Source organism: Actinacidiphila polyblastidii (genome assembly GCF_036353415.1).
In the GTDB taxonomy this organism is placed as follows: domain Bacteria; phylum Actinomycetota; class Actinomycetes; order Streptomycetales; family Streptomycetaceae; genus Actinacidiphila; species Actinacidiphila polyblastidii.
On record NZ_JAZEWV010000046.1, the window covers coordinates 1 to 21,289 of the forward strand.

The 21,289-nt window shown below is 70.8% G+C and carries 36 protein-coding genes; 19 read left to right on the plus strand and 17 right to left on the minus strand.

Translation table 11 applies throughout. From position 1 onward, the window contains the following. Positions 1 to 332 precede the first annotated feature (332 nt). Positions 333 to 539 carry a helix-turn-helix transcriptional regulator gene (locus V2S66_RS31215; protein WP_330800121.1) on the plus strand — a complete coding sequence of 69 codons (207 nt, stop codon included), beginning with the start codon at positions 333 to 335 and terminating at the stop codon, positions 537 to 539. 747 nt (positions 540 to 1,286) lie between these two features. On the opposite strand, the gene V2S66_RS31220 is transcribed toward V2S66_RS31215, so the two are convergent. Next, complete coding sequence (locus tag V2S66_RS31220) at positions 1,287 to 2,519, minus strand: helix-turn-helix domain-containing protein (protein ID WP_330800122.1); 1,233 nt, start codon at positions 2,517 to 2,519, stop codon at positions 1,287 to 1,289. 222 nt (positions 2,520 to 2,741) lie between these two features. Here V2S66_RS31220 and V2S66_RS31225 point away from each other — a divergent pair, with 222 nt between their 5' ends. The 4 genes from V2S66_RS31225 (at position 2,742) to V2S66_RS31240 (ending at position 3,612) form a co-directional block, all read left to right on the plus strand. After that, a complete protein-coding gene (locus V2S66_RS31225; protein ID WP_330800123.1) occupies positions 2,742 to 2,867 on the plus strand; it encodes a hypothetical protein in 126 nt (41 codons plus the stop codon). Continuing rightward, positions 2,864 to 3,058 carry a hypothetical protein gene (locus tag V2S66_RS31230; RefSeq protein WP_330800124.1) on the plus strand — a complete coding sequence of 65 codons (195 nt, stop codon included), beginning with the start codon at positions 2,864 to 2,866 and terminating at the stop codon, positions 3,056 to 3,058. The genes V2S66_RS31225 and V2S66_RS31230 overlap by 4 nt, the downstream gene beginning before the upstream one ends. Before the next feature lie 86 nt (positions 3,059 to 3,144). Next, positions 3,145 to 3,408 (plus strand): hypothetical protein, encoded by a 264-nt coding sequence (locus V2S66_RS31235; RefSeq protein WP_330800125.1) that lies wholly within the window; start codon positions 3,145 to 3,147, stop codon positions 3,406 to 3,408. 60 nt (positions 3,409 to 3,468) lie between these two features. Next, entirely contained in the window at positions 3,469 to 3,612 is a 144-nt protein-coding gene (locus tag V2S66_RS31240) for a hypothetical protein (RefSeq protein WP_330800126.1), read from the plus strand. 2 nt (positions 3,613 to 3,614) lie between these two features. On the opposite strand, the gene V2S66_RS31245 is transcribed toward V2S66_RS31240, so the two are convergent. Next, on the minus strand, positions 3,615 to 4,016 hold the full coding sequence (locus V2S66_RS31245; RefSeq protein ID WP_330800127.1) for a hypothetical protein: 402 nt from the start codon (positions 4,014 to 4,016) through the stop codon (positions 3,615 to 3,617). Between the two features lie 122 nt (positions 4,017 to 4,138). On the opposite strand from V2S66_RS31245, the gene V2S66_RS31250 reads away from it, so the two are divergent. Genes V2S66_RS31250 through V2S66_RS31260 form a run of 3 tightly spaced genes read left to right on the plus strand, consistent with a single transcriptional unit; the run spans position 4,139 to position 5,329 of the window. Beyond that, on the plus strand, positions 4,139 to 4,681 hold the full coding sequence (locus V2S66_RS31250) for a hypothetical protein (protein ID WP_330800128.1): 543 nt from the start codon (positions 4,139 to 4,141) through the stop codon (positions 4,679 to 4,681). Then, complete coding sequence (locus V2S66_RS31255) at positions 4,678 to 4,890, plus strand: hypothetical protein (protein WP_330800129.1); 213 nt, start codon at positions 4,678 to 4,680, stop codon at positions 4,888 to 4,890. The genes V2S66_RS31250 and V2S66_RS31255 overlap by 4 nt, the downstream gene beginning before the upstream one ends. Positions 4,891 to 4,900: 10 nt before the next feature. Further along, the gene (locus V2S66_RS31260; RefSeq protein ID WP_330800130.1) at positions 4,901 to 5,329 is read left to right on the plus strand and encodes a DUF6233 domain-containing protein; all 429 of its coding nucleotides are present in this window, start codon (positions 4,901 to 4,903) and stop codon (positions 5,327 to 5,329) included. A gap of 60 nt (positions 5,330 to 5,389) precedes the next feature. On the opposite strand, the gene V2S66_RS31265 is transcribed toward V2S66_RS31260, so the two are convergent. From V2S66_RS31265 to V2S66_RS31280, 4 genes are all read right to left on the minus strand, one after another. Further along, complete coding sequence (locus V2S66_RS31265; RefSeq protein ID WP_330800131.1) at positions 5,390 to 5,713, minus strand: hypothetical protein; 324 nt, start codon at positions 5,711 to 5,713, stop codon at positions 5,390 to 5,392. Between the two features lie 224 nt (positions 5,714 to 5,937). Next, positions 5,938 to 6,372, minus strand: coding sequence for a hypothetical protein (locus tag V2S66_RS31270; RefSeq protein ID WP_330800132.1), 435 nt, complete (start codon positions 6,370 to 6,372; stop codon positions 5,938 to 5,940). Further along, positions 6,365 to 6,580, minus strand: coding sequence for a hypothetical protein (locus tag V2S66_RS31275; RefSeq protein WP_330800133.1), 216 nt, complete (start codon positions 6,578 to 6,580; stop codon positions 6,365 to 6,367). The genes V2S66_RS31270 and V2S66_RS31275 overlap by 8 nt, the downstream gene beginning before the upstream one ends. A 50-nt stretch (positions 6,581 to 6,630) precedes the next feature. Then, complete coding sequence (locus tag V2S66_RS31280) at positions 6,631 to 6,948, minus strand: hypothetical protein (protein ID WP_330800134.1); 318 nt, start codon at positions 6,946 to 6,948, stop codon at positions 6,631 to 6,633. Positions 6,949 to 7,038: 90 nt separating this feature from the next. Here V2S66_RS31280 and V2S66_RS31285 point away from each other — a divergent pair, with 90 nt between their 5' ends. The 3 genes from V2S66_RS31285 to V2S66_RS31295 all read left to right on the plus strand — a co-directional run bounded on the left by V2S66_RS31285 (position 7,039) and on the right by V2S66_RS31295 (position 8,661). Then, the gene (locus V2S66_RS31285) at positions 7,039 to 7,425 is read left to right on the plus strand and encodes a WYL domain-containing protein (RefSeq protein ID WP_330800135.1); all 387 of its coding nucleotides are present in this window, start codon (positions 7,039 to 7,041) and stop codon (positions 7,423 to 7,425) included. 15 nt (positions 7,426 to 7,440) lie between these two features. Then, complete coding sequence (locus tag V2S66_RS31290) at positions 7,441 to 8,013, plus strand: hypothetical protein (RefSeq protein ID WP_330800136.1); 573 nt, start codon at positions 7,441 to 7,443, stop codon at positions 8,011 to 8,013. Positions 8,014 to 8,157: 144 nt separating this feature from the next. Further along, positions 8,158 to 8,661, plus strand: coding sequence for a hypothetical protein (locus tag V2S66_RS31295; protein WP_330800137.1), 504 nt, complete (start codon positions 8,158 to 8,160; stop codon positions 8,659 to 8,661). 56 nt (positions 8,662 to 8,717) lie between these two features. On the opposite strand, the gene V2S66_RS31300 is transcribed toward V2S66_RS31295, so the two are convergent. Genes V2S66_RS31300 through V2S66_RS31310 form a run of 3 tightly spaced genes read right to left on the minus strand, consistent with a single transcriptional unit; the run spans position 8,718 to position 9,764 of the window. Further along, positions 8,718 to 9,077 (minus strand): DUF6221 family protein, encoded by a 360-nt coding sequence (locus V2S66_RS31300; protein WP_330800138.1) that lies wholly within the window; start codon positions 9,075 to 9,077, stop codon positions 8,718 to 8,720. Next, complete coding sequence (locus V2S66_RS31305) at positions 9,070 to 9,453, minus strand: hypothetical protein (protein WP_330800139.1); 384 nt, start codon at positions 9,451 to 9,453, stop codon at positions 9,070 to 9,072. Before V2S66_RS31305 ends, V2S66_RS31300 begins: the two co-directional genes overlap by 8 nt. Further along, complete coding sequence (locus V2S66_RS31310) at positions 9,450 to 9,764, minus strand: hypothetical protein (protein WP_330800140.1); 315 nt, start codon at positions 9,762 to 9,764, stop codon at positions 9,450 to 9,452. Before V2S66_RS31310 ends, V2S66_RS31305 begins: the two co-directional genes overlap by 4 nt. A 202-nt stretch (positions 9,765 to 9,966) precedes the next feature. Between V2S66_RS31310 and V2S66_RS31315 the strand changes: the two genes are divergently transcribed. The 8 genes from V2S66_RS31315 to V2S66_RS31350 all read left to right on the plus strand — a co-directional run bounded on the left by V2S66_RS31315 (position 9,967) and on the right by V2S66_RS31350 (position 14,048). Then, a complete protein-coding gene (locus V2S66_RS31315) occupies positions 9,967 to 10,125 on the plus strand; it encodes a hypothetical protein (protein ID WP_330800141.1) in 159 nt (52 codons plus the stop codon). Continuing rightward, positions 10,125 to 10,298 carry a hypothetical protein gene (locus V2S66_RS31320; RefSeq protein ID WP_330800142.1) on the plus strand — a complete coding sequence of 58 codons (174 nt, stop codon included), beginning with the start codon at positions 10,125 to 10,127 and terminating at the stop codon, positions 10,296 to 10,298. The genes V2S66_RS31315 and V2S66_RS31320 overlap by 1 nt, the downstream gene beginning before the upstream one ends. 77 nt (positions 10,299 to 10,375) lie before the next feature. Then, entirely contained in the window at positions 10,376 to 11,155 is a 780-nt protein-coding gene (locus tag V2S66_RS31325; RefSeq protein WP_330800143.1) for a DUF2637 domain-containing protein, read from the plus strand. Then, positions 11,152 to 11,679, plus strand: coding sequence for a hypothetical protein (locus V2S66_RS31330; RefSeq protein WP_330800144.1), 528 nt, complete (start codon positions 11,152 to 11,154; stop codon positions 11,677 to 11,679). Before V2S66_RS31325 ends, V2S66_RS31330 begins: the two co-directional genes overlap by 4 nt. Beyond that, a complete protein-coding gene (locus tag V2S66_RS31335; RefSeq protein ID WP_330800145.1) occupies positions 11,676 to 12,179 on the plus strand; it encodes a hypothetical protein in 504 nt (167 codons plus the stop codon). The genes V2S66_RS31330 and V2S66_RS31335 overlap by 4 nt, the downstream gene beginning before the upstream one ends. Then, positions 12,176 to 12,919 carry a hypothetical protein gene (locus V2S66_RS31340; protein WP_330800146.1) on the plus strand — a complete coding sequence of 248 codons (744 nt, stop codon included), beginning with the start codon at positions 12,176 to 12,178 and terminating at the stop codon, positions 12,917 to 12,919. Before V2S66_RS31335 ends, V2S66_RS31340 begins: the two co-directional genes overlap by 4 nt. A gap of 119 nt (positions 12,920 to 13,038) precedes the next feature. Continuing rightward, the gene (locus V2S66_RS31345) at positions 13,039 to 13,656 is read left to right on the plus strand and encodes a restriction endonuclease (protein WP_330800147.1); all 618 of its coding nucleotides are present in this window, start codon (positions 13,039 to 13,041) and stop codon (positions 13,654 to 13,656) included. After that, a complete protein-coding gene (locus V2S66_RS31350; RefSeq protein ID WP_330800148.1) occupies positions 13,653 to 14,048 on the plus strand; it encodes a DUF6221 family protein in 396 nt (131 codons plus the stop codon). The genes V2S66_RS31345 and V2S66_RS31350 overlap by 4 nt, the downstream gene beginning before the upstream one ends. 62 nt (positions 14,049 to 14,110) lie before the next feature. On the opposite strand, the gene V2S66_RS31355 is transcribed toward V2S66_RS31350, so the two are convergent. The 8 genes from V2S66_RS31355 to V2S66_RS31390 are packed head-to-tail and all read right to left on the minus strand — an operon-like array spanning position 14,111 to position 21,197. Beyond that, the gene (locus V2S66_RS31355) at positions 14,111 to 15,661 is read right to left on the minus strand and encodes a hypothetical protein (RefSeq protein WP_330800149.1); all 1,551 of its coding nucleotides are present in this window, start codon (positions 15,659 to 15,661) and stop codon (positions 14,111 to 14,113) included. Between the two features lie 13 nt (positions 15,662 to 15,674). After that, positions 15,675 to 16,001 carry a hypothetical protein gene (locus V2S66_RS31360; protein WP_330800150.1) on the minus strand — a complete coding sequence of 109 codons (327 nt, stop codon included), beginning with the start codon at positions 15,999 to 16,001 and terminating at the stop codon, positions 15,675 to 15,677. Then, positions 15,994 to 16,425: a hypothetical protein gene (locus tag V2S66_RS31365; protein ID WP_330800151.1), complete on the minus strand. Its 432-nt coding sequence runs from the start codon at positions 16,423 to 16,425 to the stop codon at positions 15,994 to 15,996. Before V2S66_RS31365 ends, V2S66_RS31360 begins: the two co-directional genes overlap by 8 nt. Beyond that, positions 16,425 to 16,790 (minus strand): hypothetical protein, encoded by a 366-nt coding sequence (locus V2S66_RS31370; RefSeq protein ID WP_330800152.1) that lies wholly within the window; start codon positions 16,788 to 16,790, stop codon positions 16,425 to 16,427. The genes V2S66_RS31365 and V2S66_RS31370 overlap by 1 nt, the downstream gene beginning before the upstream one ends. Before the next feature lie 26 nt (positions 16,791 to 16,816). After that, complete coding sequence (locus V2S66_RS31375; protein WP_330800153.1) at positions 16,817 to 17,764, minus strand: glycoside hydrolase domain-containing protein; 948 nt, start codon at positions 17,762 to 17,764, stop codon at positions 16,817 to 16,819. 4 nt (positions 17,765 to 17,768) lie between these two features. After that, positions 17,769 to 18,620, minus strand: coding sequence for a C1 family peptidase (locus tag V2S66_RS31380; RefSeq protein WP_330800154.1), 852 nt, complete (start codon positions 18,618 to 18,620; stop codon positions 17,769 to 17,771). A gap of 23 nt (positions 18,621 to 18,643) precedes the next feature. Further along, positions 18,644 to 19,114: a hypothetical protein gene (locus V2S66_RS31385; protein WP_330800155.1), complete on the minus strand. Its 471-nt coding sequence runs from the start codon at positions 19,112 to 19,114 to the stop codon at positions 18,644 to 18,646. Between the two features lie 7 nt (positions 19,115 to 19,121). After that, a complete protein-coding gene (locus tag V2S66_RS31390; RefSeq protein WP_330800156.1) occupies positions 19,122 to 21,197 on the minus strand; it encodes a hypothetical protein in 2,076 nt (691 codons plus the stop codon). Positions 21,198 to 21,289: the final 92 nt, after the last annotated feature.

Genomic DNA, 21,289 nt, shown 5'->3' on the forward strand with positions numbered 1-21,289 from the left:
CTACGCCCGAGTGTGTGCTGTGCTTACCAGGGTTTTCCCTGGAGATCTCAACCTGTCGTACTACGCAATACCCTTGATTGAGATTCACCCTCGTCGACTGCGCCGCCCCCGACCCACGCTTGCGAGTCGGGGGCGGTTCAAGGACTGGGCCCCTGCCATCGAGCAGAGCGGCAGACCTCGCCAGAGATCGCCTTACCCCAGTCCCGCCATGCCCGCCCCTCCCGCCGACACAGGAGGGGCGGAGTCATTTGCCGCATTTTTGCTGCTGACAAAACGATCTTGCCGCCAGCAGATTCATACGGGTGTCGAGACGTCCGGTTCCAGCAGCCGCCATGCAGATGCGGCTGAGGGTCGCAGCCCGGTTGCGAGAGCTGCGCGGCGAGCGCCAGCTAAGCCAGGAGCGACTCGCCGAACTCGCAGGGATCGCGCGGCATAGCATCTACCGGACCGAACTGGCGACTCACTCGGCATCGTTGGATCACCTGTCGCTGATCGCTGACGCACTCGGGGTTCCCCTTAGCCTCCTGGTCAAGGACTGACGTTGGAGTAAGGGCTAGCCCTACCGTCCCGCACATCGATGGCTGGGGCAACGGTGCGCCCATCACTCGAATGAGTGAATCTACGCGCGATGCGACGCGGCAAGCAGCCCGCCCCTCCTCAGAGCACACCTAGACCCAAGCCCCCGTCACGAGCGTCGGCGTCCCCCCGCCGGGCGACACCACGACCGGTGGACGTACACCAGGCTGGACACCGTGGCCTGCGGCACGGGCACCTCGAACTCCTGGCCGGGCGGGATGGGTTCCTGGCAACGGGCGCATCGGATCGGCAGCGGCACCGTCACGGGAGCCGCCGGGCTGGTATCGGCGCCCCGTCCCGGCGGCCCACGAAAGACGGCACGATCCCGCCGAGGTGCACGCGGCACGCCCACCGCGGTGCGGGGCCCGGGCCGGACACCGTGGGGTCGCCGCCAGCGGTGATCTGTACCGCCTCACGCTCGGGTACGTCGTGCTTTCCGGGGTCGCAGTAGACGAGGCGCGTCATGATCGGGCCGCACATGTCGGGCAGTCCGCGGGGCAGGCCGGGACGGGCGGCGTCGGGGTGCCCTCGGGGTGGACGACACGTATCGGTCGTTCCCCGGGTGCGGAGACCAGGGTGGACACCATGGCGGTGGCTGGTGCGGGCGATGTGGGGGTGTCCTGCATGGCGCGACTCCCTGATTGGTGATCGTCTCATCACCGACCGTAGAAGCCCCTCGTAGGTGCTGCTGGTAGGTTTTCTACCACCCGTCAGGTCAGCAGCCCCACCTTCACGGCCAGGGACGATGCCCGCTCACGGCGGGCCGCCACGGTGGACTCCACCTCTTCTAGGATGATCCGCTTTGCGTACCCGTTGTAGCGGATCGTCTCCGGGGCCGCCTCGTGCGCCTGCCCGAGGGTAGCCAGCGCCACATCAGGCTGCCCGTCCAGCTGGTACGCGCGGGCCTGCTCGATCCGGTGGCGGGCCCGCCGCGGCCGCGACGGGATCACGGTCGCCTCGGCGCGAGTAGCCTGCCGGACCGACTCACCGCCGGCGTGGAGCTCAACGGCCACGGTGGTGGCGTGGGCACCCATGATGGCGCGGGAGAAGCTGGTCACCGGGTGGTAGTAGTCGGCGGGCAGACGTTCGGCGACGGCGCTGGCTCGGTCCCAGTAGCCCCAGGCTGCGCCGGTGTCGCCACGACGGGCGGCAGTGTAGCCAGCCTCGAATCGCAGGGCCCCGGCGATCGCCAGGACCGGCGGCGTGGCGTCGGGCAGCAGCGGGTCGAGGTAGGCGAGGACTTCGAGCGTCACGGCGTCCGCGGCGTCGTAGTGGCCCGGGCCGGAGTCGCGGTGGGCCTGCGCCTGCAGCCACGCGGCGACGCCGATCGCGTGCGGGTCCTCGGACTCTTGGGCGGCGATCATGCCGCGTTCGGCGACGCGCCACAGGAGGGCGGCGGAGTCGGCCTGGTAGGCGACGAAGAACTGAGCGAGGGAGTACACCTCGGACAGGACGGCTTGGGCGGCGCGCCGCTCTGCCGCGGTGTCGGCCTGACGGACCGCGAGTTGGGCGTCGCGGATCAGGTCTGGGAGCAGCTGGCCTACGACCTCGCGGTGGTTCGGCGCCGAATGCCGGGCCGCCCACGCCCGGGCGAGGCGGGCCTGCAGGTGAGCCGGCGGCGGGGCCTGCCCCCCGGTCGTCAGCGGCAGACTGTTGATCGCGTCACGCACCGCGGGCAGCCGCATGTGCCCGGGGCCGGCGAACAGGTCGATCTGCGACCGGCCGGTTTGGTGGCCGATGAGGTCGGCCAAGTCGCTGATGCGGAGGGCTTCCGCGAGGGCGAGGACGACTTCGAGGCCGGGTGCTTTGAGGCGGCCCTTTTCGATGGCGCGGATGGTTTCTGTGCTTTTGCCGACGAGGCCGGCGAGGACGTCGCGGGTCATGCCCCTGCGTTCGCGGAGGATTTGGAGGCGTTGGCCGAATCGGATCGGCTCGGGCTCCATGGGGTGGCGGGTAGGATTGTGGGACATGGCCTCGCCCCTTCCTGTGCAACTCGACACTGCCAGGGTAGGGGGCGGGGCCGGTTTCGTGTGGCGCCTGTTCGCGGGGGTGGGGCGGCATATGCCGTGCTGTGGTGGCGCGTTGGGGTGCCTGGCGGCCGCGGATAGGCTGGTGGCATGACCCATGCCGCCTGCTCTTGTGCTCACGTGCGCCCGCGCGCTGACGTGAACGCGGAGATTCGGGCGCTGGTGGAGCGGACCGCGGTGTGGACCCCGGAGGCGCTCGCCGTTCTGGCGGGGCTGCGCGCGGAGTGGCGCGAGGCAGTCGACCGGGAAGCGCCCGCGGCGTGAGCGCGCGGGTGGTGCGGTACGTCGGCGGGCCCCTCGACGGGCTGGAGCTCGACGTGTCCGGCTGGTTGGACGATGACGTGCGCACCGGGGTGTACCAGGTCGTCGACGGGTGGGTGGACCGCGCCCACTACGAGCCTGACGCAGGCGGGGATCCGCTGCTGTGGCTGTACCGGGGGCCTGTCTCGGTCTGAGCTGGCCGGCCCGCGGCTCGGGTGGCGGGGTTGGGCTGGGTGGGTGACGGTGGAAGGACATCATCGCCATCACCTAGGAGTGCGCTGTGATCGTGAAGTGGCTGCACGACAAGGGTTTGACGTCCGAGCACTGCTATGCGGCGGGGTTCGCGAGTATCGGGCTTGCGCTCGTGTCGTGGACGACTTCGCTGCAGGCCGAGAATGCCGGGGTGTCCCGCGCGGACCGGTGGGGGATCTTCATCGGCGAGTGGGCGCCGACGTTCTTCGCGCTGGGGTTGGCTGTGCGGACGTATGAGGAGCCTGAGCAGGGTGACGACGCCGGGGTGGAGCGGCGGGACGCGTTCGCGTAGACGGCACGCCGCCCCGACACCCGGGGCATGGTTGTCTGATCTGGCCCGTAGCCTGTGGCCATGGCCGATACCCCGATCCCCCCAGACCTGCTTGCCGCCCAGCGCCGGTTCACCGAGGCGACCGCGGCGTTGATGGCCGCGCCCGCTGACCTGCCCGTCGAGGAGCGGCAGGCGTTGCGGCAGGTGGAGCGGGACGCGGCGTAGGGTCAGCCGAGGGCAGAGCGGGCTTGCCTGCACTCGGGGCAGCGACAGGCGCCCCATCGGTAGGCGTTGATCGTTCCGTGGTTCAGGTTGGGGTCGCGTCCGGCCATGAGTGCGTCGTCGAGGTCTTGCACCCACTGTTCGTCGAACGCGCCGTACCCGCGGGCTCGGGCTTGGGTGATGCTGAGGTCGTTGCATGCGTCGGGGAAGTTGACGCCTGCGGTGATGAGGGCGAGGAGCCGGCGGCGGGCCGCGAGGGGGAAGATGGCTGCGGCGAGGTCGTGGCGGCGGCGCCGGTCTGATGGGCGGCGCGCGTCGAGGCATTTGCGGCAGCGGGCCCGGCTGTTGGTCTCGGGCAGGGGGTGTCCGCAGACGGAGCATTTGGTGTGGGTGGCGCCTGGAGGCACGGCGGGTCCTGCCGGTTGGCGGTCGGGGGCCTCCGCTCGCGCGGAGAGGTTTCACTGTAGCGCGAGGGTGTGTTGGTGAATGCCGCTTGCAACTTCGCATCACGTGATGCATAGTTGTGGATGTGAGGCCGCGGGACCAGCCCAACGCCACCACCCAGGGGGAAACCATGAACCTCACCGAACTCATCACCACCGCAGCAGCCAACCAGACCCCCGTCCCCCTCGGCCTCGCCGCCGCCCTCTACGCAGCAGTCGCCGCGGACCGCGGAAACCTCGCCCTCGGCCTCGCCCCGAAGACCGGTGACATGACCGTCGACCTGAACCACGGCGACGGCTGGACCGACGCCACCGTCATTGGCAGCCTCCGCTACAGCCTCGACCACGCAGACGAAACCGTCACCCGCCTGTGCACCAACCCCGCCTGCGACAACGAGTGCATCGGAAACACCCTCCTCACCAGTGTCTGCGACAACCACATCGACACCCTCGTCCCCGGCCTCCTCCCCAACACCGGAGACGACATCCTTCCCGGCGACCGCGAGGCCGCCGCCGCGCACAGCCGCCGGATGCGCCTGGACGCCTGGGAGCGCGAGGCCACCGAAGCCGGACGTGTCCCCGCCGGGGACCTCCGCGTCATCGCCAAGCTGCGTCAGGAAGCCGCGTGACCGCCGACCTGTGGTCGATCCGGGACGTGGCCGCTCACCTCGGGGTCGCCGTCGGCTCGGCGCGCGGCCAGCTCTCCCGCTGGAAGGTGAAAGCGGTCGCCTACGAAGTGGGCCCGTCGGGACGACCCGAGGGCCGCTTCGATCCGGTCGCGGTCCAGGAGGCCGCTGCCAACCGGGCAGGACGAGGCCGCCGGACGGACCTACGCTAACCTCGAACACATGTCCGACCCGCGCCCCACTGATCCCCCGCCTCGGGTGGAGGTGCGCCTGCCTGGAGGCCGCACCCTCCCGGGCCGGCTCCTCGCGTGGCGGCAGGGCCCGGACGGGGCATGGTGGGCGCAGGCGATCATCCAGGTCCCCGCGGCAGCGATCCGGCAGGTGGCTGGCGAGGACTACACCGCGGTCCCCCGCGAGCCCGCACCCCGACCATCCGCCGGCGGGTACGTCCTCGCGGCCGACACCCGCCCCGGACAACCCCGCACCGCGGTCCTGCACGCCGCGGACTGCTGGACACTCGGCAAAGCCGCGCACTGGACGACGATCACCCCCGTCGACGACCCGGACCAGGCCCGCGCGCTGCTGCTCATCGACGACACCACCGCCTGCGACGCCTGCGGGCCGGAGCAGCACCTGCCCACCGCCCCGTAGGCGCGGTCACTCCCATTCGAGTGGAGCCCCCGGCATGCCCGCCCCGCCCCGCTTGGGCGCCTACGCCTCTTCTGCAACCGCCATCAGCTCCCGGAAAAGCGCCGGCCCATCCGCCCATTCCGGAAGCGGCACCACGTGCCCCTCCATGCACGTGACGGTCACAGGATCCGCGAGGGACCTGCTGACCGTGTGGCCGCCCACCGCGCCGCAGTGCGGGCAGGGCACGACCACCGGCTCCCCGCCTGGTCCAGCCAGGACCAGCGGCTCCGTCGGCACGAAGGTCAGGACGACCCAGGTCGGAGCGTTGGCGACGTCCGGGTGAGTGGCGACGATCAGACGCTGTAGGGCGGCCTGAGCCGCGCGCAGGGCATCCAGGAATGACATCGGTCCTCCAGGGGTCGGGTCGGCTCCAAGCATGCCCACCGATGCCCGGCGGGCACGCGGAAGTTTTTCCGGCCGGCCGGGGGCGTGTGGAAGCACGTCGAGGCACCCGCCCCCTGGCGCGGCTGTGCCCCTGCCGAGGGGGAGACGACAGGGGCACCGCGAGGGGGGTAGGGGCAAGCATGCGCCCAAGCGCGGGCTGGGGCCATACGCCAATCAGCGCAGACTCAGGCGTCCCCCGCCTCGGGCAGACAGACCGGGCAGCGAGTCTGCCGCGCCGCGGCCGCCTCCGAGGCCGTCAGCAGGACGACCGGATGCGCCTGGTCCCCCGCCCTGCGCCCAGCCTTGAACGCGGGGCAGTCAACCGTGTCGTGGTACCGGTCGCTCGCCTCTGTCGTCACGAACTCCGGAAGAGCATCGGACGCATACACCGCTTCCATCCCGTCCAGCAGCTCCCCAGCAACGATCCGCAGCTCGGGCGTCGGATGCGTCCACCGCTCGATCATGTCGAGGATGCGCGCTTTCGCGTCGGCCTCAGCGATCGCGCGGGTGGCGGAGAAGGTGGCGCTGGGCACCTCGCTCCAGTGGCGTTCGTCCGCCTCGGCGGCGCGCCGGTCCTCCGCGATGCGCGCGCGTAGCGCCCTGATCCGGGTCTCATCCATCGGTGCTGCCCTCCTCGTTGGGGTGCTCGTACCAGCCCTTCATCTGGGCGTTCAGCTCGGCGAGGTCGGGATGCTCGGCGATCTCGCGGACTTCCGACGCGGTGAACGCCTCGGTGAGCCGCTTCATCGACCGTGTGGCGGTTACGACGTTGGCGTACATCTCCAGCTCGGCCGCCCGCAGGCGGTGGCGCTTAGCGAGTAACCGCATTGCGCGTGCCTGCTCCTCGTAGTGGTCCGTCTTGGGCATTCCGTCGCTGTTCAACGGCCCTCCTGGGGGATCTTGTCGGACAACCCCTGGGCTGCGGCAGTGGCCTGCTGGGCTGCCGCGTTGGTCTTTGACATCGCTGCGTTGAGCTTCTTCGGCCCGGGCGCGGCGGGTTCGATGCCGTGCTCGCGGGCGATGCGCCGCACGTAGGCGGCCTTGAACGGCGAGCGGTCCGCGACGACGGTCGGCCCTGCGCCGGCTCGGAGGGCGGCGACGATCGCGGCGATGGTGTCTGCGCGCGCGGTGTCGTGCTCTGCCTCGGTTTCCTCGTATCGGGCGGTTGCCCGGTCGAGAGCCTCAAGTTCATCCATGCGATACACGGTAGCGCAACACCCTTGCGCTGTCACTCCTTCAAGCGCTACAGTGAAGCGCAACGGGACAGCGCAACGAGGGGACTCACCATGAAGCTCACCAAGAACCAGACCGAGCAGACCACCCTCGCCGCCATGTACCGCGCCGCCGCCCGCCGCCACCCCGTCACCATCACCTACACCAAGGCCGACGGGACCGAGACCATCCGCACCATCGAGATCCACGACATCCGCACCACCAAGGCCGGCCAGATCATCCTCCGCGCCGCCGACCGCCAGGCCGGCGAACTGCGGACCTTCCGCCTCGACCGCATCCAGGCGTACACGATCCACCGCACCACCTACACCGTCACTCTCCCCGAGACCGACACCCCCGCCCGCGCGCTCCCCGCACCCAGCAGCCCCGCCGCCCTGGTCGCCTACGAACTCGGGCGCGACGACCGCCCCGCCCGCCGCCACCTCACCCCCGCCGCCTGACCAGGAAGGACCACCATGACCTCTAACGACCCGGCCAGCCTCATCCGGCACTACGCCTACGACAGCGACCCCGACCAGCGGACTTCCATGGCCGACTCCCGCATCGCCCTGTGCCTGGCCCGCGGCGTCGCCATGGACGACATCGACCCCGCGTCCGGCTACGACTACTCCAGGGCCGCCTACGACAGGTGCCGCCACTCGTGGGTCTGGAACATCAAGGAGCACGGCTACAGCGAGTCCTACGACAGTCCCGCCCTGAACCGTGCCATCGACAGCTGGGCGGCTCACCGACCGGACTTCCTCGAAGGCGACGACTGGCTCGCCGCCGGACTCGCGGCGCACCGCGCGCACTGGGCGACGATCGACATCACGTGCAGCTTCGACGGCGTCTGCGACATCTGCACCACCGGCGATGAGCACGCCAAAGTCGAGGGGCTCGAAGCGGACGGCCGCACGCCCGGCGAGGTATGGGAGGCCACTGGCCTCGCGCGCTGTGACGCCTGCGGCCACCTCATGCGCTCACTGGCCCCAATGAACCTGATCGACCATTACTGCGCCCGTCGACAGCGGCACGGGGCCACCGCCTGACCCGCGTCACCCCGCGGGCCGTACTGCCGAACGCCTCGGCGGCACGGCCCTTTCGCGCGTCACAAACCGGTCACAACCCGCACACCCCCGCCGCGCATCCGGGACACTCCCCTCCGTACTGCCCACCCAGGGGGGAAACCGCCCATGCACACCCGCACCGCCACCACAGCCACCGCGCTGCTCGCCGCCGGCCTACTCGCGCTGACCGCCTGCTCCTCGTCCAGTAGCGGCGACAGCAAAGCCACCGCAACGACCAGCACGCCGGCCCCGACGCCCACAGCCACCTACAACCCCGCCGTCTGGAAGACCCGCATCGACAACCTCGTCGACCTGATGGACCAGAACCAGACCGAATGCAACGTCGCCCCGTCCTCCGAGGACTGCAACAACATCCTCCGCGCCGCCGACTCCCAGATGCTGGAGATGAAGGCCGCCATCGACGCCAACGGAGGCGCCGCATCGCACCCGGCGACGGCCGACATCCTCGGGAAGATCCTGGACGGCTACAACAGCTACATCTCCGGGTCGTGCCCGGGTGGCGATGAGACGGCGGACACGCAGGGGTCGGACTGTCGGGTGTCGATGGTGACGGTGATGCTGGGCGTCGCCACGCTCTCGTCGAAGATGACGCTGGACGGCGACCAGTAGGGGACGTGGAACCGCCCCGTCACCGTGTGGGTGGCGGGGCGGTCGCATGTGCGGGGTCAGGCGGTGGGGGCCCACTCGGGCCGGTAGTCCGGGTGATCGGCGTGCACCGAGGCGAGGAGCTTGACCGCTCCGAGCCGTGCAAGGAGGGCTCCCGATGTCGGGAGATCATCCGGATGGACACGGCTGTTTTCCAGCGAGCGCTCGTAGTCCTCGATGGCGGCCCGCTTGGCCTCAACCTCGCGCAGCACCCGCGCCTTCGCGATCTGTAGGTACTCGCGGTAGGTGTAGTTGCCTTCGTACTCGTCGCGGCGGATCCGCCAGGGCTCGATCACCCAAGAGCGCTCGTCGTCCTGCTTCTGAGCCTCCGCCAAGTCGTCGGCGATCCGGGCCCGCAGGAACGCCACCAGATCATCCATCGCTGACCTCCTCATCAGATCCGTAACGCGGCAGGAACGGGCTCCGATCACGGTCCTCGGGCGGCACCGGCGGGACCGCCACCCTGTACGTCAACTCAGGCCGGGCAGCGCCCTCCTGGGGCGGCATGAACGCCGTGATCCGCCCTTGGGCGCGCAGATGCCCAAGCGCCTCGATGGCCCGCAGATAGCTGAGGCGCACGCCGCCCATGATGCTCCCGACGGTGCAGTCCGGGTGGCTCTCGATCCACAGCCAGACAGCCTGGTCGAGCAGCTTCCACTCCGCAGCAGGGGCTCGGAAGGTCGCTACCCCGGCAACGCCGACGGCTGCGGAGGCGAGCTTGAGCGCGCGGATCTTCACGGAGACCAGCCCCGTCACGTGTCCCGCTCCTCGTCGGGGGGCGGGGCCTTCTTCGCCGGCCTCTTCGAGCCCCGCAGCCCCGTGGCGATCTGCTGTGCCCGCGTCGGATGCACCCCGCCGAGGATCGTCCCGATCTCCGCCCACGTCTTCCCCTGCGCCTTCAGCGCCCGGACTCGCTGCTGCCGGATCTCCCGCAGACGGGAGTGCTGACTCGGCCACTGGTTCAGCACCTCGGTGACGGCGCTCGCGCACGCGGCGTCGTCCTGGATCGCCTCCAGGGCGTCGATGGCCTCCAAGAGCCTGCGCACCTCCTCCGGTTGATCGGTCACCCCGGCGTCCCTCCTGCTCTGGGAACGCGGCCAAACCACACCCTAGACCCTAGGGTCTTGCATTGCCTAGACCCTAGGGTCTAGCTTGGGTCGAGCGAGGCCGCTGACTGGTCTCCAACGCAAGACGGCCCGGCCGGAGTTACAGCTCCACATGGCCGGGCCGTCAGCACCACCCCAATCTGCGACGAAGAGGCGGCACCAAGTGGATCGTACCGATCAGCCCCAGCCCCAGCCCAGCCCCGCGCCCACCATCGGCACCCCCGCCGAACAGAGCCAGCACCGCGACCCCGCACCCAGCCCCGCCCAGCACGTCGCGGCATTCCGGCAGCAGCGGCCCAACGACTGCGTCACCGACCGCTGATGGGCGCCTTCTCCTGGCTCGGCGGCAAGCCCAGCTCGAAGGACAACAAGGACTCCCGCGACCGCGCCCACCGCCACAAGCGCACCCGCCCCAACCGGGCCGGGCAACGCTTCGACGACGACGGCCGATGCCCGGCCGGCGTGTACCACCGCGGCCCCTGCCGCCACCGCTAACCGCCCTGAACCGCCGGCCCCGCGCGGCTAACCCCACGGCCCGCGCGGGGCCGGCCACCACACCCCCGGAGAACCCGATGTCGAACCGCCGCGCCATCACCGCACTCGCCGCCGGCGCCGCGGCCGTCACCATCGCCCTCACCGCCGCCGCCTTCTGGCTCTCCTACGAGCACCTTCACGACATCGCCGGCGGCAACGGCCTGTCCGGCACCCGCGCATGGGCCTGGCCCGCCACCGTCGACCTGTTCATCGTCACCGGCGAACTCCTCACCCTCCGCGCATCCCTCCGCGCCCGCATCGACTGGTGGGCGATCGCACTCGCCGCACTCGGCTCCATCGGATCGATCGCACTCAACATCTCCGGCGTCGGCGCAGGCGCATCCGTCCTCGCCTACGTCGTCGCCGCGGTGCCGCCGACAGCTGCGCTGGTTGCATTCGGTGCACTCATGCGGCAGGTGCACGAGGTGCTGGACCGCATCTCGGACGCGCCGGCCGCAGCACCGCACCCGCAGCCGGATACGGCGCCGCAGCAGCCCGCACCTGCGGCGCCTGCACCCGCCGCACCTGCGTACCCGCACGGTGCACTCGAACTGCACCTCGCCCCGATGCTCCCCGCATCCCCCGAGGTCACCGCAGATGCGCACCCGAGTGCACCCGCCCCAGTCGCCCCGCCCGCGCCCGCAGCCGACCGCACCGACGACGAACTGATCGAGGCCGCCCGCGCACTCGCCACCACCGGCCCGCTGTCGCTCCGCCGGATGCAGCGCGAACTCGGCATCGGGCAGGCCCGGGCGCAGCGCATCCGTGACGCAGTCGACAGCACGCCCGCACCCGCATCCGAGGAGGCCGCATCGTGAAGAGCGCACCCGGCGCCGACGAGACCCGCATCCGCCGCGCACTCGACGAGCGCGGCGTGTCCTACGCCCCGCAGCCGCCGGCCGCGCCCGAGCGCCCGCGGGACTGGCTCGACGAGCACTTCGATGCCACGGCCACGCCGCAGACCCGGCCCCCGGACCCGCCCGCACCGCCCGACAAGCCGGCCGCAACCGACGGCGGGGCAGAGCCCCACTGGGACTGGCAGCGTCTGCGCCACTGGCCCTACGCCCGCCTGGTCTGCGGCGCTGCTGTTGCGCTCATCCCCTGGTACCGCGGCCAGTCCGCTGCCCTGACCTGGGGTCACGTCCTGGAGCAGGCCCGGGCGCAGGCCAGCACCGGCGGCGCTTACGTCATCGCCGCCGTCGGCCTGACCGTCGGCGCGATCTGGGTGCACCGGCGCCACTCCTGGATCGCCTGGACCGTCCTGACCAGCGCATTCATCGGCGCCGTCGCCATGGCCCACCCCTACGACCTGATCACCCTCATCACGGGAGTCACGAAATGAGCGCCCCGCTCCTCACCGTCGGCGGCCTCGCAGTCGGCCTCGCCATCACCGGAGTCAACCTCTGGCACTGGTGGAAAAGCCCCGGCCGCGACCCGAAGAACCTCGCCCCGTTCGGAGGCGCCTTCGTCCTCGGCGGCCTGTCCACCCTGTGCGGCGGCCTGCTGGGCGTCCTCGCCGGCTGGACCGCCGGAGCGAACAACGCGGCCGGGAAACACGCCGTGACCTCGGTGGCCGGCGGCCGCACCGGGACGGTCGTCCACAAGGCCGCAGGGCAGCTCACGCCGGGTGGCGCACTCGCCACGTTCTTGATCGCAGTCGGCGTGTTCGTGGCCTGGCGGGCTGCGAACAAGCAGCTCAAGCGGCGTCTTGCGGGCGGCTGGTGGGCGGGCGCGACCCTCACGCTGTCGGCGGGGATGGCCGGGCTGTTCGTGAACGTCGTGAGCCTCGTCAACAACCTCGGCGGCGGTGTCCTCGGCTGGTTCAACGGGGGAGCGGCGTGATCGCGCACCTCGTGAAGGGCCTGCGGATCCTGGGGGAGCGGTGGACCGCCGGGCCCCGGAAGTGGGTGGCCGCGGGGGAGAACCTGCTCGACACCGTCCTGCGTTGGGCGATGCTCGTGGGCGGCGGATGGGCACTGTGGCTGCTCGTCACGGGCTCGTGGAAGATCCTCGGTGTCGTCGTGCTGGTCGTGATCGTGAAGGCGCTCCGGGCTGCCACGAAGGCCGCGAACGGCCAGCATGAGCGGCCGAAAGTGTCGCCCAAGCCCCCCGAGGATCGGCCTGTCGATGTCCCCGCAGAGACGTTCCTGGCGTGCATCTGGGACGTCCTCGACGGGACGCCGGCCGTGCACCTCGCGACCCTCGCCCGGCACCTCACCGCCACCACCGGACGGCCCTGGACTGGCGACGACGTCCGGGCCGCTTGCCGGGCCTCCCAGATCCCCATCCGCCCCAAGGTCCGTGATCTGGGCGGGGACCGGGTCTCCAGCGGGGTGCACCGGGACGACCTCGACCCCCTCCCCCAGCCCCTCTCAGAAGGGGCCCCAGAAGGGGTTGCGGGCGGCTACGTCGCAGGTCACGGCGGCAACGCCACGCCCCTACCGGATGGCAACGCCACGGCTCCTACGCCCACCGTCCGGCGGGTGGGGGACCTGCGGATCACGTCCACCCCCGACGCCCACAACCCTCACCGCACGCACGTCGCGGTGGTCGACCCGACCCGAAAGAAGGCGTCCCGATGACGTACTGCGAGACCTGCGGCTGGTGGACGAAGCCCCGCTGCGGCCACTGACCGAGCCCATCCCGTCCCCCGCCCCGGACCGCCACGCGCGGCCCGGGGCACACCCGTTGGAGCCCCCTGATGTCCCGTCCACGTCTCCCCCGCCGCGCCGCCCGCGCGGTCGCCTACACCCTCGCCGCGGTCGCCCTCGGCGGCTGGCTCGTCGTGCACCTGACCGTCCTGTGGGTCACCGCGCACCCGGCGGTCCTCGCCGCGGGTGTGGTCCTCGCCGGCGGCATCGGCTACCTGAAGACCGCAGGGGCCGGCCCGGCACCGCCGTCGCGCGCCCGAGCGGAGCGGGGCTTCCTCGACCTGGATGCCGGGCAGTTCGAGGAGGCGGTCGCGGAGCTGTGCCGCCGCGACGGGTGCACTGACGTTCGGGTCGTCGGCGGGTCGGGGGACCTCGGGGCGGACGTGATCGCGACGACGCCGACTGGCCGGCGGATGGTGGTGCAGTGCAAGCGGTATGCGCCCGGACGCAGGGTCGGCAGCCCGGATGTGCAGCGGGTCGGCGGGACCTACGCGGTGGTGCACGGGGCGGAGTTGGCGCTCGTCGTCACGACGGCGGCGTTCACGCCGGCCGCGGAGGAGTACGCGCGGGCTGCGGGGATACGGCTCGTCGACGGGGAGGAGCTGGCGGCGTGGGCCGCGGGCAGACTGCTCCCACCGTGGGGCGGGGAGAGGATGATGGGCAAATGAACGAAGAAGACGTCACTGCGCTGGTCCAGTTCCTCCGGAACCGGATCCAGTACGACCGCCAGACCGCCATCGCGGCCACGAACGCCCACCAGGGAACCTGGAAGAACGACGGGACCAGGATCTACGCCGACGAGGGCACGATGCTGGCCGAGGCGGTACACCGATCGACGGCTGAGCATGTCGTCGACTGGCAGCCGGGCAGGGTCCTCTCCGACATGGAGGCGAAGCGGCGCATCGTGGAGCAGTTCACGATGATCGAGCTGCCGGAGCACTCAGACGGGGACACGGCTGCTGTCGGCGCCTACGTCAAGATGCTCGCGGTGCTGCAGCTGATGGCCGCGGCCTACGTCGACCACCCGGACTACCGCGCGGCGTGGGTGCCGAAGTTCTAACGCGCGCCACGCCAACGCCCTTGCCCGGACCGTGCGGGCAGGGGCGTTCCGCTGCCCGAGTATCAGGCTGGCTCCGGTCCGATGTTCAGCATCAGCCAGCGGGCGATGTACCCGGACCCCGCGTAGATGTGCTGGTCCGTGCCGCTGAGCGACGGCGCGTGGTAGGCCAGGTTCACCGTGAACCTCCCCGACCCGTCCACCTCCCCCGCCGCGACCGTGACCATGATCGGCCCGGTGATGTGCGGGAACGACGTGGCCTGCGTGTACAGCGGCGCGTACCCCTCATTCCCCGGGGTCGTACCCGACCCAGACGACCCGGCGTAGCGGCTGATGCTGCTGCCGTCCGATGCCATCACCGCGAGGTCCAACTCGTACTGCGTGCCCGCGTACATGAAGCTCGGGGAGACGAGCACGCGGTCGCCGGCCGCGGCCTTCACCGATTTGCCGATCGCCACGCCACCCGACGTGCGGACCACCGCCCACACCGCGGTGTTCGTCAGCGTCACGATCTCCAGATCGATCCGGTCATCGCCCTGCGAAACGATCGACACCCCCGCGCCACCGCCGCCGGCCGGCGTCTGCCACGACGCGGCACTGCCCGAGGTGGCAGTGAGAACCTTCCCCGTGGCCGGCGTGCCGGAGACCGTCGCCCCGGCGACCTTGTTCACCGTCGGGTTCGGGAACGTGCCGCCCAAATCCCCGCCAGCCGCCCCGGACGGGGTGCGGCTGTCCGACAGCCGCGAGTCGTTACCCGCCGTGTAATTGCTGCTCCCGGTGCCCGCGGTCGGGATCTGCCCGAACGCCGCCGCGTCCTGCGCCGACACCCCGGACGCCAGCCCGGTCAGCTTGTGCCCGCCCATCGCAACATCCGCCGTCGGCACGCCAGCCTGGTCCAGCCGCGGCATCGCATGAACGTGCCCAGCGTCCGCGGCCTGCCCCACCGACCCGGCAGCCCGGGTGCCCAACGGCTGAATGTCCGTCGCAGTCCCGTCGAGCCTCACCACACCAGCCGTGCTCGACGACGCGGCCGGCAGCGCAGGCGTGCCGTGGACGTGGTCGCCCCGCGAGTACGTCGTCGCGACGCCCGCCGTCGAGGACTGACCGAACGTCGACGACGCGGCCACCGTCGACGATGCGGCCGGCCCGCCGCCGCCCCCTCCCGTGAACCTGTCGTCGTCGCCGGCGGCGACGGTGCCCTCGGTCTGCCCGACGTCGAGGAACGCCGCGGCGCCCAACTCCGAGGCGGGCAGTAGCACGTCGTAGACGCCGGGTGATTCGGAGACCGCGGTGAGGTCCGCAAGGTCCGCGGTCGGCCCGAGCGAAGCGGGGAGGCTGATGTTGTACGGTGCCCGGTTGCCGCGCCGGATCTCGTAGGTCCAGCCGGTCGGGTTGTAGCCCGACGCGTCAGTGTTGAGCAGGCGTACTGACGCGGTGCCGGACGCCCGGTCGGGGGTGAGGAGGATCGGATCGCCCTCGCGGATGTCGTTCAGCGCGGTCGACACGATCTGCGACGGTGACGGCGTGATCGTCACCGTCTCCCGATCCGCGGACCCGTCGGTCAGGCCCAGCTTCATCGTCAGGACGGTCGTCTGCGCGCCCTCGGGGAATCCCATGATCAGCTCTCCTTCAGTCCAGGTCGTCCCACGGCGACAGATCCAGCCCGGCCGGCGGCGGCGGCGGCTCCGACCCCGAGCGGCGCAACGCCTCCCGCAGGTCCCGCACATAGCTGACGAGCAGCCGCTGCGACCGCTTCAACGTCTGCACCTCCCCCCGCACCTCGCTCATCTCCCGGTCCTGCCGCTCCTGCGCCCGGTCCTGCCGCTCGTACAACAGCTGGAACTCATCGCGCCGCGCGTTCTCCCGGCCGGCGGCGCGCGCGGAGCGTGCGGTATACCCGGTCCCGACGAGCGCGAGCGCGGACACGACGACCGCGGTCACTCCGCCGTTATCCACCAGCACCCTCCCCCCTGTCTGCTCTGATCCGATCCGCCCACCCCGCCACGACCATCAGCCGGAACGCTGAGCACGCCCACGTCGCGGCCCCAGCCCACGACTGCGGGTACTCCCCGGTCAGCCACGCCGCGGTGTACCCCAGCGCCCAGATCAGCGGCGGGAACTCCGCGGCGGCGAACCCCCACGTCCGGGTGGCCGGGCACTGCCGCACCGCAGCGAGCACCGCGACCGCGCCACAGGTGATCCACACCCATCCCCATGCGTGGAGCGGCTGAATGTGCGCGAGGATCGCCGCGGCCCGGATGGTGCCGGGCCGCGGATCGAGGACGAGCTGCACCCCGAACAGGCACCAGCCGATACCTGCGATGGCGAGGTAGAGGCCGCGGCGGTCGTGGCGCAGCCGCCGGGCCGCCGCGGCCACCATCACGCCTCCCGTGCCGGCGCGAGGACCGGCCGGGTCACCGGGGGCACCGGCGCGGTCACCTGGGTGCGGGTCCACATTGCGACGATCGCGGACGCCAGGGACAGCACCACGGCCTGCCGGTCCGCGGACCAGTCCAGGCCGAGACCGACGGCCAGGGCGAGCCCGGCCTGCACGAAGCCGACGACGGCGGCTCCGATCCCGTCGTGGACGGAGATCGCGACGATCAGGCCAACGAGCGCGGCCGCGGCGGCGTTGACCCACGCCTGCTGGTCGGTGGACAGGTTGAGGCCGAAGGCGCACGCCAGCTTGACGATGACCGCGAACAGGGCCAGCCACGCGGCGGGTTCTCTCTTGAGGATGGTCATGACGATCCGTTTCTGCTGGTAGGGGATCAGGACTGCAGCCGGGCAGCGAAGTCGCTGCCGATGGCGTGGGCGAGCGTGCTCGCGAAGGTCGGGTTCGCCGCGAGCTTCGTCGCCAGCGAGGTGACCTGGTCGTCGGTCAGGGACAGCGGCACGCCCTGCTTGAGCTGCGCCAGGACCGCGGCGCTGTTGGCATCGGCTCGGCCGGCGTGCATTCCGGTGTCCCACCACATCGCCCGCAGGCTCTCGTCGTCCGCGCTCGGGTTCTTCGGGTCGTCGGCGACCGTGGGGTTGTCGATGGCGGCGAGCACCCCGGCCGGCGCGCCCAGCGCGGCGAGGGTCTTCTTGGCGGCCGCGGTCGCGACCGCGTCGATTTCGGCAGGGGTCACGATGTCCTCCGTGATGGGTGAGTGCCCGGGCGTCCACTGCCCGAAGTCGTCCTGCATGGCGGTGTCGAGGTCGCAGGCAACCCCGTTGATGGTGATGGTCTTGGCGTACTGGCGGATGTGCGCCCGCGGCTCCCACGCCCCGGCGGACCAGGCGGCGGTCTGCCACGCCCACCGGATCAGCCCGTGATCGAGCAGGTACCGGACGACCTTGATCCCGCCATAGGCACCGGTCCGGGCCACGCCCAGCACGCTCGCGACGCCCTGGAAGTACGGCACCACCAGCGTGGGGTCGGCGTTCCAGTCGACAGCGAAGTAGATCGGCCGGTCCGCGGGCTGGCCGCACGCCTTGGCCTGCGCCGCGGCCTCGGTCGCATCCGCGGTGCCGGCAGCCCGGGAGGCTGCCGCCCGGCTGGCGGTGGTCTCCCACACCACAACGGCGGCCACATCGTGCGCGGCGAGGTCCGCGGTCTCGGAGGGCGTGAGGTTCTTGGACGCCGTGTGCGACAGGTACCGGCACGCGAACGTCTTGCCCGCGGCGCGCAGTGCGGCGCCGCCCGGGTGTCCGAACGAGTAGTCCACGCCGTCCACGCCGCTACACCCCCTGAGCGGTGAGTGCGGCGCGGACCGCGGCGGCGACCTGCGCGCCAGTGGCGCCGGCCGGGACCGGCGTCGGGGTGGGGGTCGGTGCGGTGGTCCAGGCGGGCACCGTCACGTCGCCTTGAAGCGACAGCAGCTGGGTGAGCGCCGCGGTAGTGAAGTACCCGCAGCCGTCCACACCCCACGACTCCGCCCAAGAGTTCGGGACCTGATACTCGCCGGTCGTCGCGTCGAACGCGTTGAGTTCCAGTTCGTGCCCGCCGTCGAGCGTCGACTTGGTGTCGACGACGATCTGCCCGTCCGTCTTAGGGTCGAACATCGACTGGTACCAGTTGATGCCGATCAGCACCGGCCCGGTCTGGAGCGCGGAGTTGAGGGCGGCGATCGAGAACGCGTGCGTGTAGCCGGTGGCCAGCCCGAGCGCCTGGAGGGCCTTGGCCACTCCGATGCCGGACGAGCCGGTGTCGGTGGGCGGGTACTGGCCGGACACGCCGTCGAGGATCGTCGCGAGGGAGTACAGGGCGACGGCGAACGTCTCGTCGAGGGCGTGCACTCCGGCCTTGAACAGCCCGTGGGAGGCAGCGGCGCCGGCGACCGAGATGGTGACCGAGGTGGCCGCAGTTCGTCCGGCCGAGTCGGTGCCGAGCGCCCCGGTCGCGGCGTTGCCGGTGCAGGAGCCGAGCTGGCCTTGGTCGAGGATCGGGATCCGGCGCGTCCACGACACGGACTTGATCTGCGACTTCGGCAGGACGCCATGAGCGTAGGCCAGCGACCGCGGGTCATGCTCGACGTGCCGCCCAAGGGCGTGGCCCGGGCGGTGGTGCTGCTCGATGAGCTGTACGGGCATATGTCCTCCTGGGGACTGGGGGCTCACAGGTAGAAGCCCTGGATCGTGATGTGACCCCCGGCGAGGAGGTCATTGCCCATGACGTTGTTCTCACGGGCCGTCGTCGACCCCTCGTCGGTACGGAGCCGGTCCGTCGTCGTGCCGGAGCCCCCGGCAAGGAACACGGCCTCACCGCCACCGATGTGGCTGCTGGCGTTGCCACCGGAGCCGACGGACTCGGTGTGCATCGTCAGCACCTGCCGCTGCGTGTGGTCCGGAGCGGACGGCATCGTGATCGTCACCAGGCCCGAACCGGACCCTGCGGTGCCGACGGTCAGGTCGATGTTCACCCACGTCAGCGGGCCCATGACGACGTAGATCCCGGTCAACGTGGTGAAGGTGGCGCTGCCGGCGTTGGTGACGACCGGGGTGTACGTCTGCAGCGGCCCGACCATTGCGTTGATGCGGTCGGCCGTGAACGGCTTGCCCGCGGGCCAGGTTGTGAAGGTCGGCATCAGTTCCTCACAGGGCGATAAGCATCGGGGTGAAGAGGCTCACGGCCTCGCCCACCTGGTGGCTCTTGCTGACTCCGTTCACGGAGCGGGTGACGCTGAAGGTCTGCGGCGATGCGGCGCCTGTGATGCCGGTGACGGTCATGCGTTCCCCGGCGATCGTCACGTCGAAGGGGAAATCACCCGCGTCGGTCGTCCACAGCGTCGTCCCGGTGACCTGTACCAGCGCAGTACCGTCCGCCGGCCCCATGTCCGCTCCCAGCTGCGACCCGCCGGTGTCCGGGCGGGCCGTCGCCGGATCGTCGGTGATCGCCACCCGATACGGGCTCTCCGGCCGGCCGACGTAGGTCAGCACGTGCTCGAAGTGGGTGAGCGTCTCCTGGATGCCGATCGTGATCTGCGAGATGTCACCGCCGACGCGCTGCGGCGGCGACGAGATCACGAACCGGCTCCCGAACAGCACGTTGAGGGCGGCAACTCGCTGCGGCGCCATCACCGGCCGCGCGAGATTGACCGTCGTCGCCGGGTAGCGGGGCTCGTTGACGGTCCCGAGGTGCACGCGCCACGCCGCGTGCTGATACAGGTCGTCGTCGCTCTGCACGTTGACCGTCGCCGAGTCCGAGTAGAGCCCGACACCGTTCGGGGGGTCCAGTGGCCGCATTGGACCGGTGTCCTGGGTGAATGTGGCCGATGAGCCGTTCGGCCTCGCAAGAGTCCACTGGTTGCGGGTGTTCTGGTCGTCCGGGACGGGCTTGGGCACGGCGCTGAGGTGGTTGGCGGGGTACGACAGCGTCACCGTGGGCGTGATGCTGTAGAGGCTGGTGCGCGAGCGATACGCCAGACCGAAGGCGGTCTCCCGCTCGAAGAGAATGCCTTGATCGACGTCTACGCACTCCTGAACGAGCGCGAGGAAGGTATTGGGCAGTTGAGGCCCCATCGAGTCCTGCGACGAAGTACCGACAGGCACGAAATTGACGCCCTGCTCGGAGCACAGGCGCGCGATACGTGCTCCAGCGGCCTCCCCGACGAATGCGGTGACCTGGCCAATCAGGTCGAAGAGGTTCGTCACATCGTTCTGCACGCTGATGTGCCCAAAAATGCCATCGGCAATGGTCTGGCCGGGGGTGACGGTCACCGTGGTGAGTCGACCGACGGTGACCGTGTTGAACGTGCCGGACAAGATACTGCCGACGCCGGTTTCGGTGTTGACGACCGACATCGTCCAGTTGACGTTCGCTCCGGCCTGGGTGAGGTCCATGCTGACGTAAAGGCGTTGGCCGTCGACCTGGAAAACGATGAAGCCTGTGTCGTAGAGGACTGTCAGCCCGTCGGTGTCGAGGCCGCGCAAGGCCAGCCCTCCGCCGGTGCCGTAGGACGCAGCCCAGAAGGCCACGGTTCCGGTTGCTGCGACCTTGACAAGCTGCGTGGCGTTGGGCGGTGCCGTAGGGAGCTGCATCAGGAACCTGATCTGCGATTCGCCGGTGACCGTGTACGTCGGGACTTTGCCGACGAACGATCCACCCGCCATCACCGGAAGCGCCGTCGAGCACAGGAACCCCGTGTCGCTCGCGAGCTTCGGCGAGCCCACGAGCTTCATGGCCGTGCCGCCGGACGCTGACGCCAGCGACGTCGACGCCTCGCCGTCCTCACACGGCCAGTACGCCACCGGCGGCGTGGTGGCCATCGAGGTGAGGCCGCGGTACATCGTGGACCGCAGCGGCGTCTGCCCCTGGCTCAGCCGCTGGAGGATGCCAGCGGCCTCGACGTCCACCCACACGTCCGTGTTGGTGCCGTCCCAGTCCTCCGGCCACGCGCTGACCTCGCCCCAGAAGCGGTAGCTGCGATCGTCGCCCTTCGCGACGCTGACGCGGATCTGGGTGTTGCGGCCGATCTTCCCCCAGTACGGAGACATCGCGTTCGCCGTGGAGAACAGCCCGTCGCGGTTGTTCAGCTGGAAGGTACAGCTGCCGGGGCTCGGCTGCTGGCCCTCAGAGGTCTGCCCACGGGTGATGCTGATCTGCCCGCTGTCACGCGTCATCACCCGCTGCGTGATGTCCTGCCACAGCCCGTCGACCAGCAGCTCCACCAGCAGCCCATTCGGGCCGTAGCCGCCCGCTGACACCCCGGACGCGGACGCGACGGAGTACGGGCCCGGCCGGCCACCGAGGCGGCGCTGCC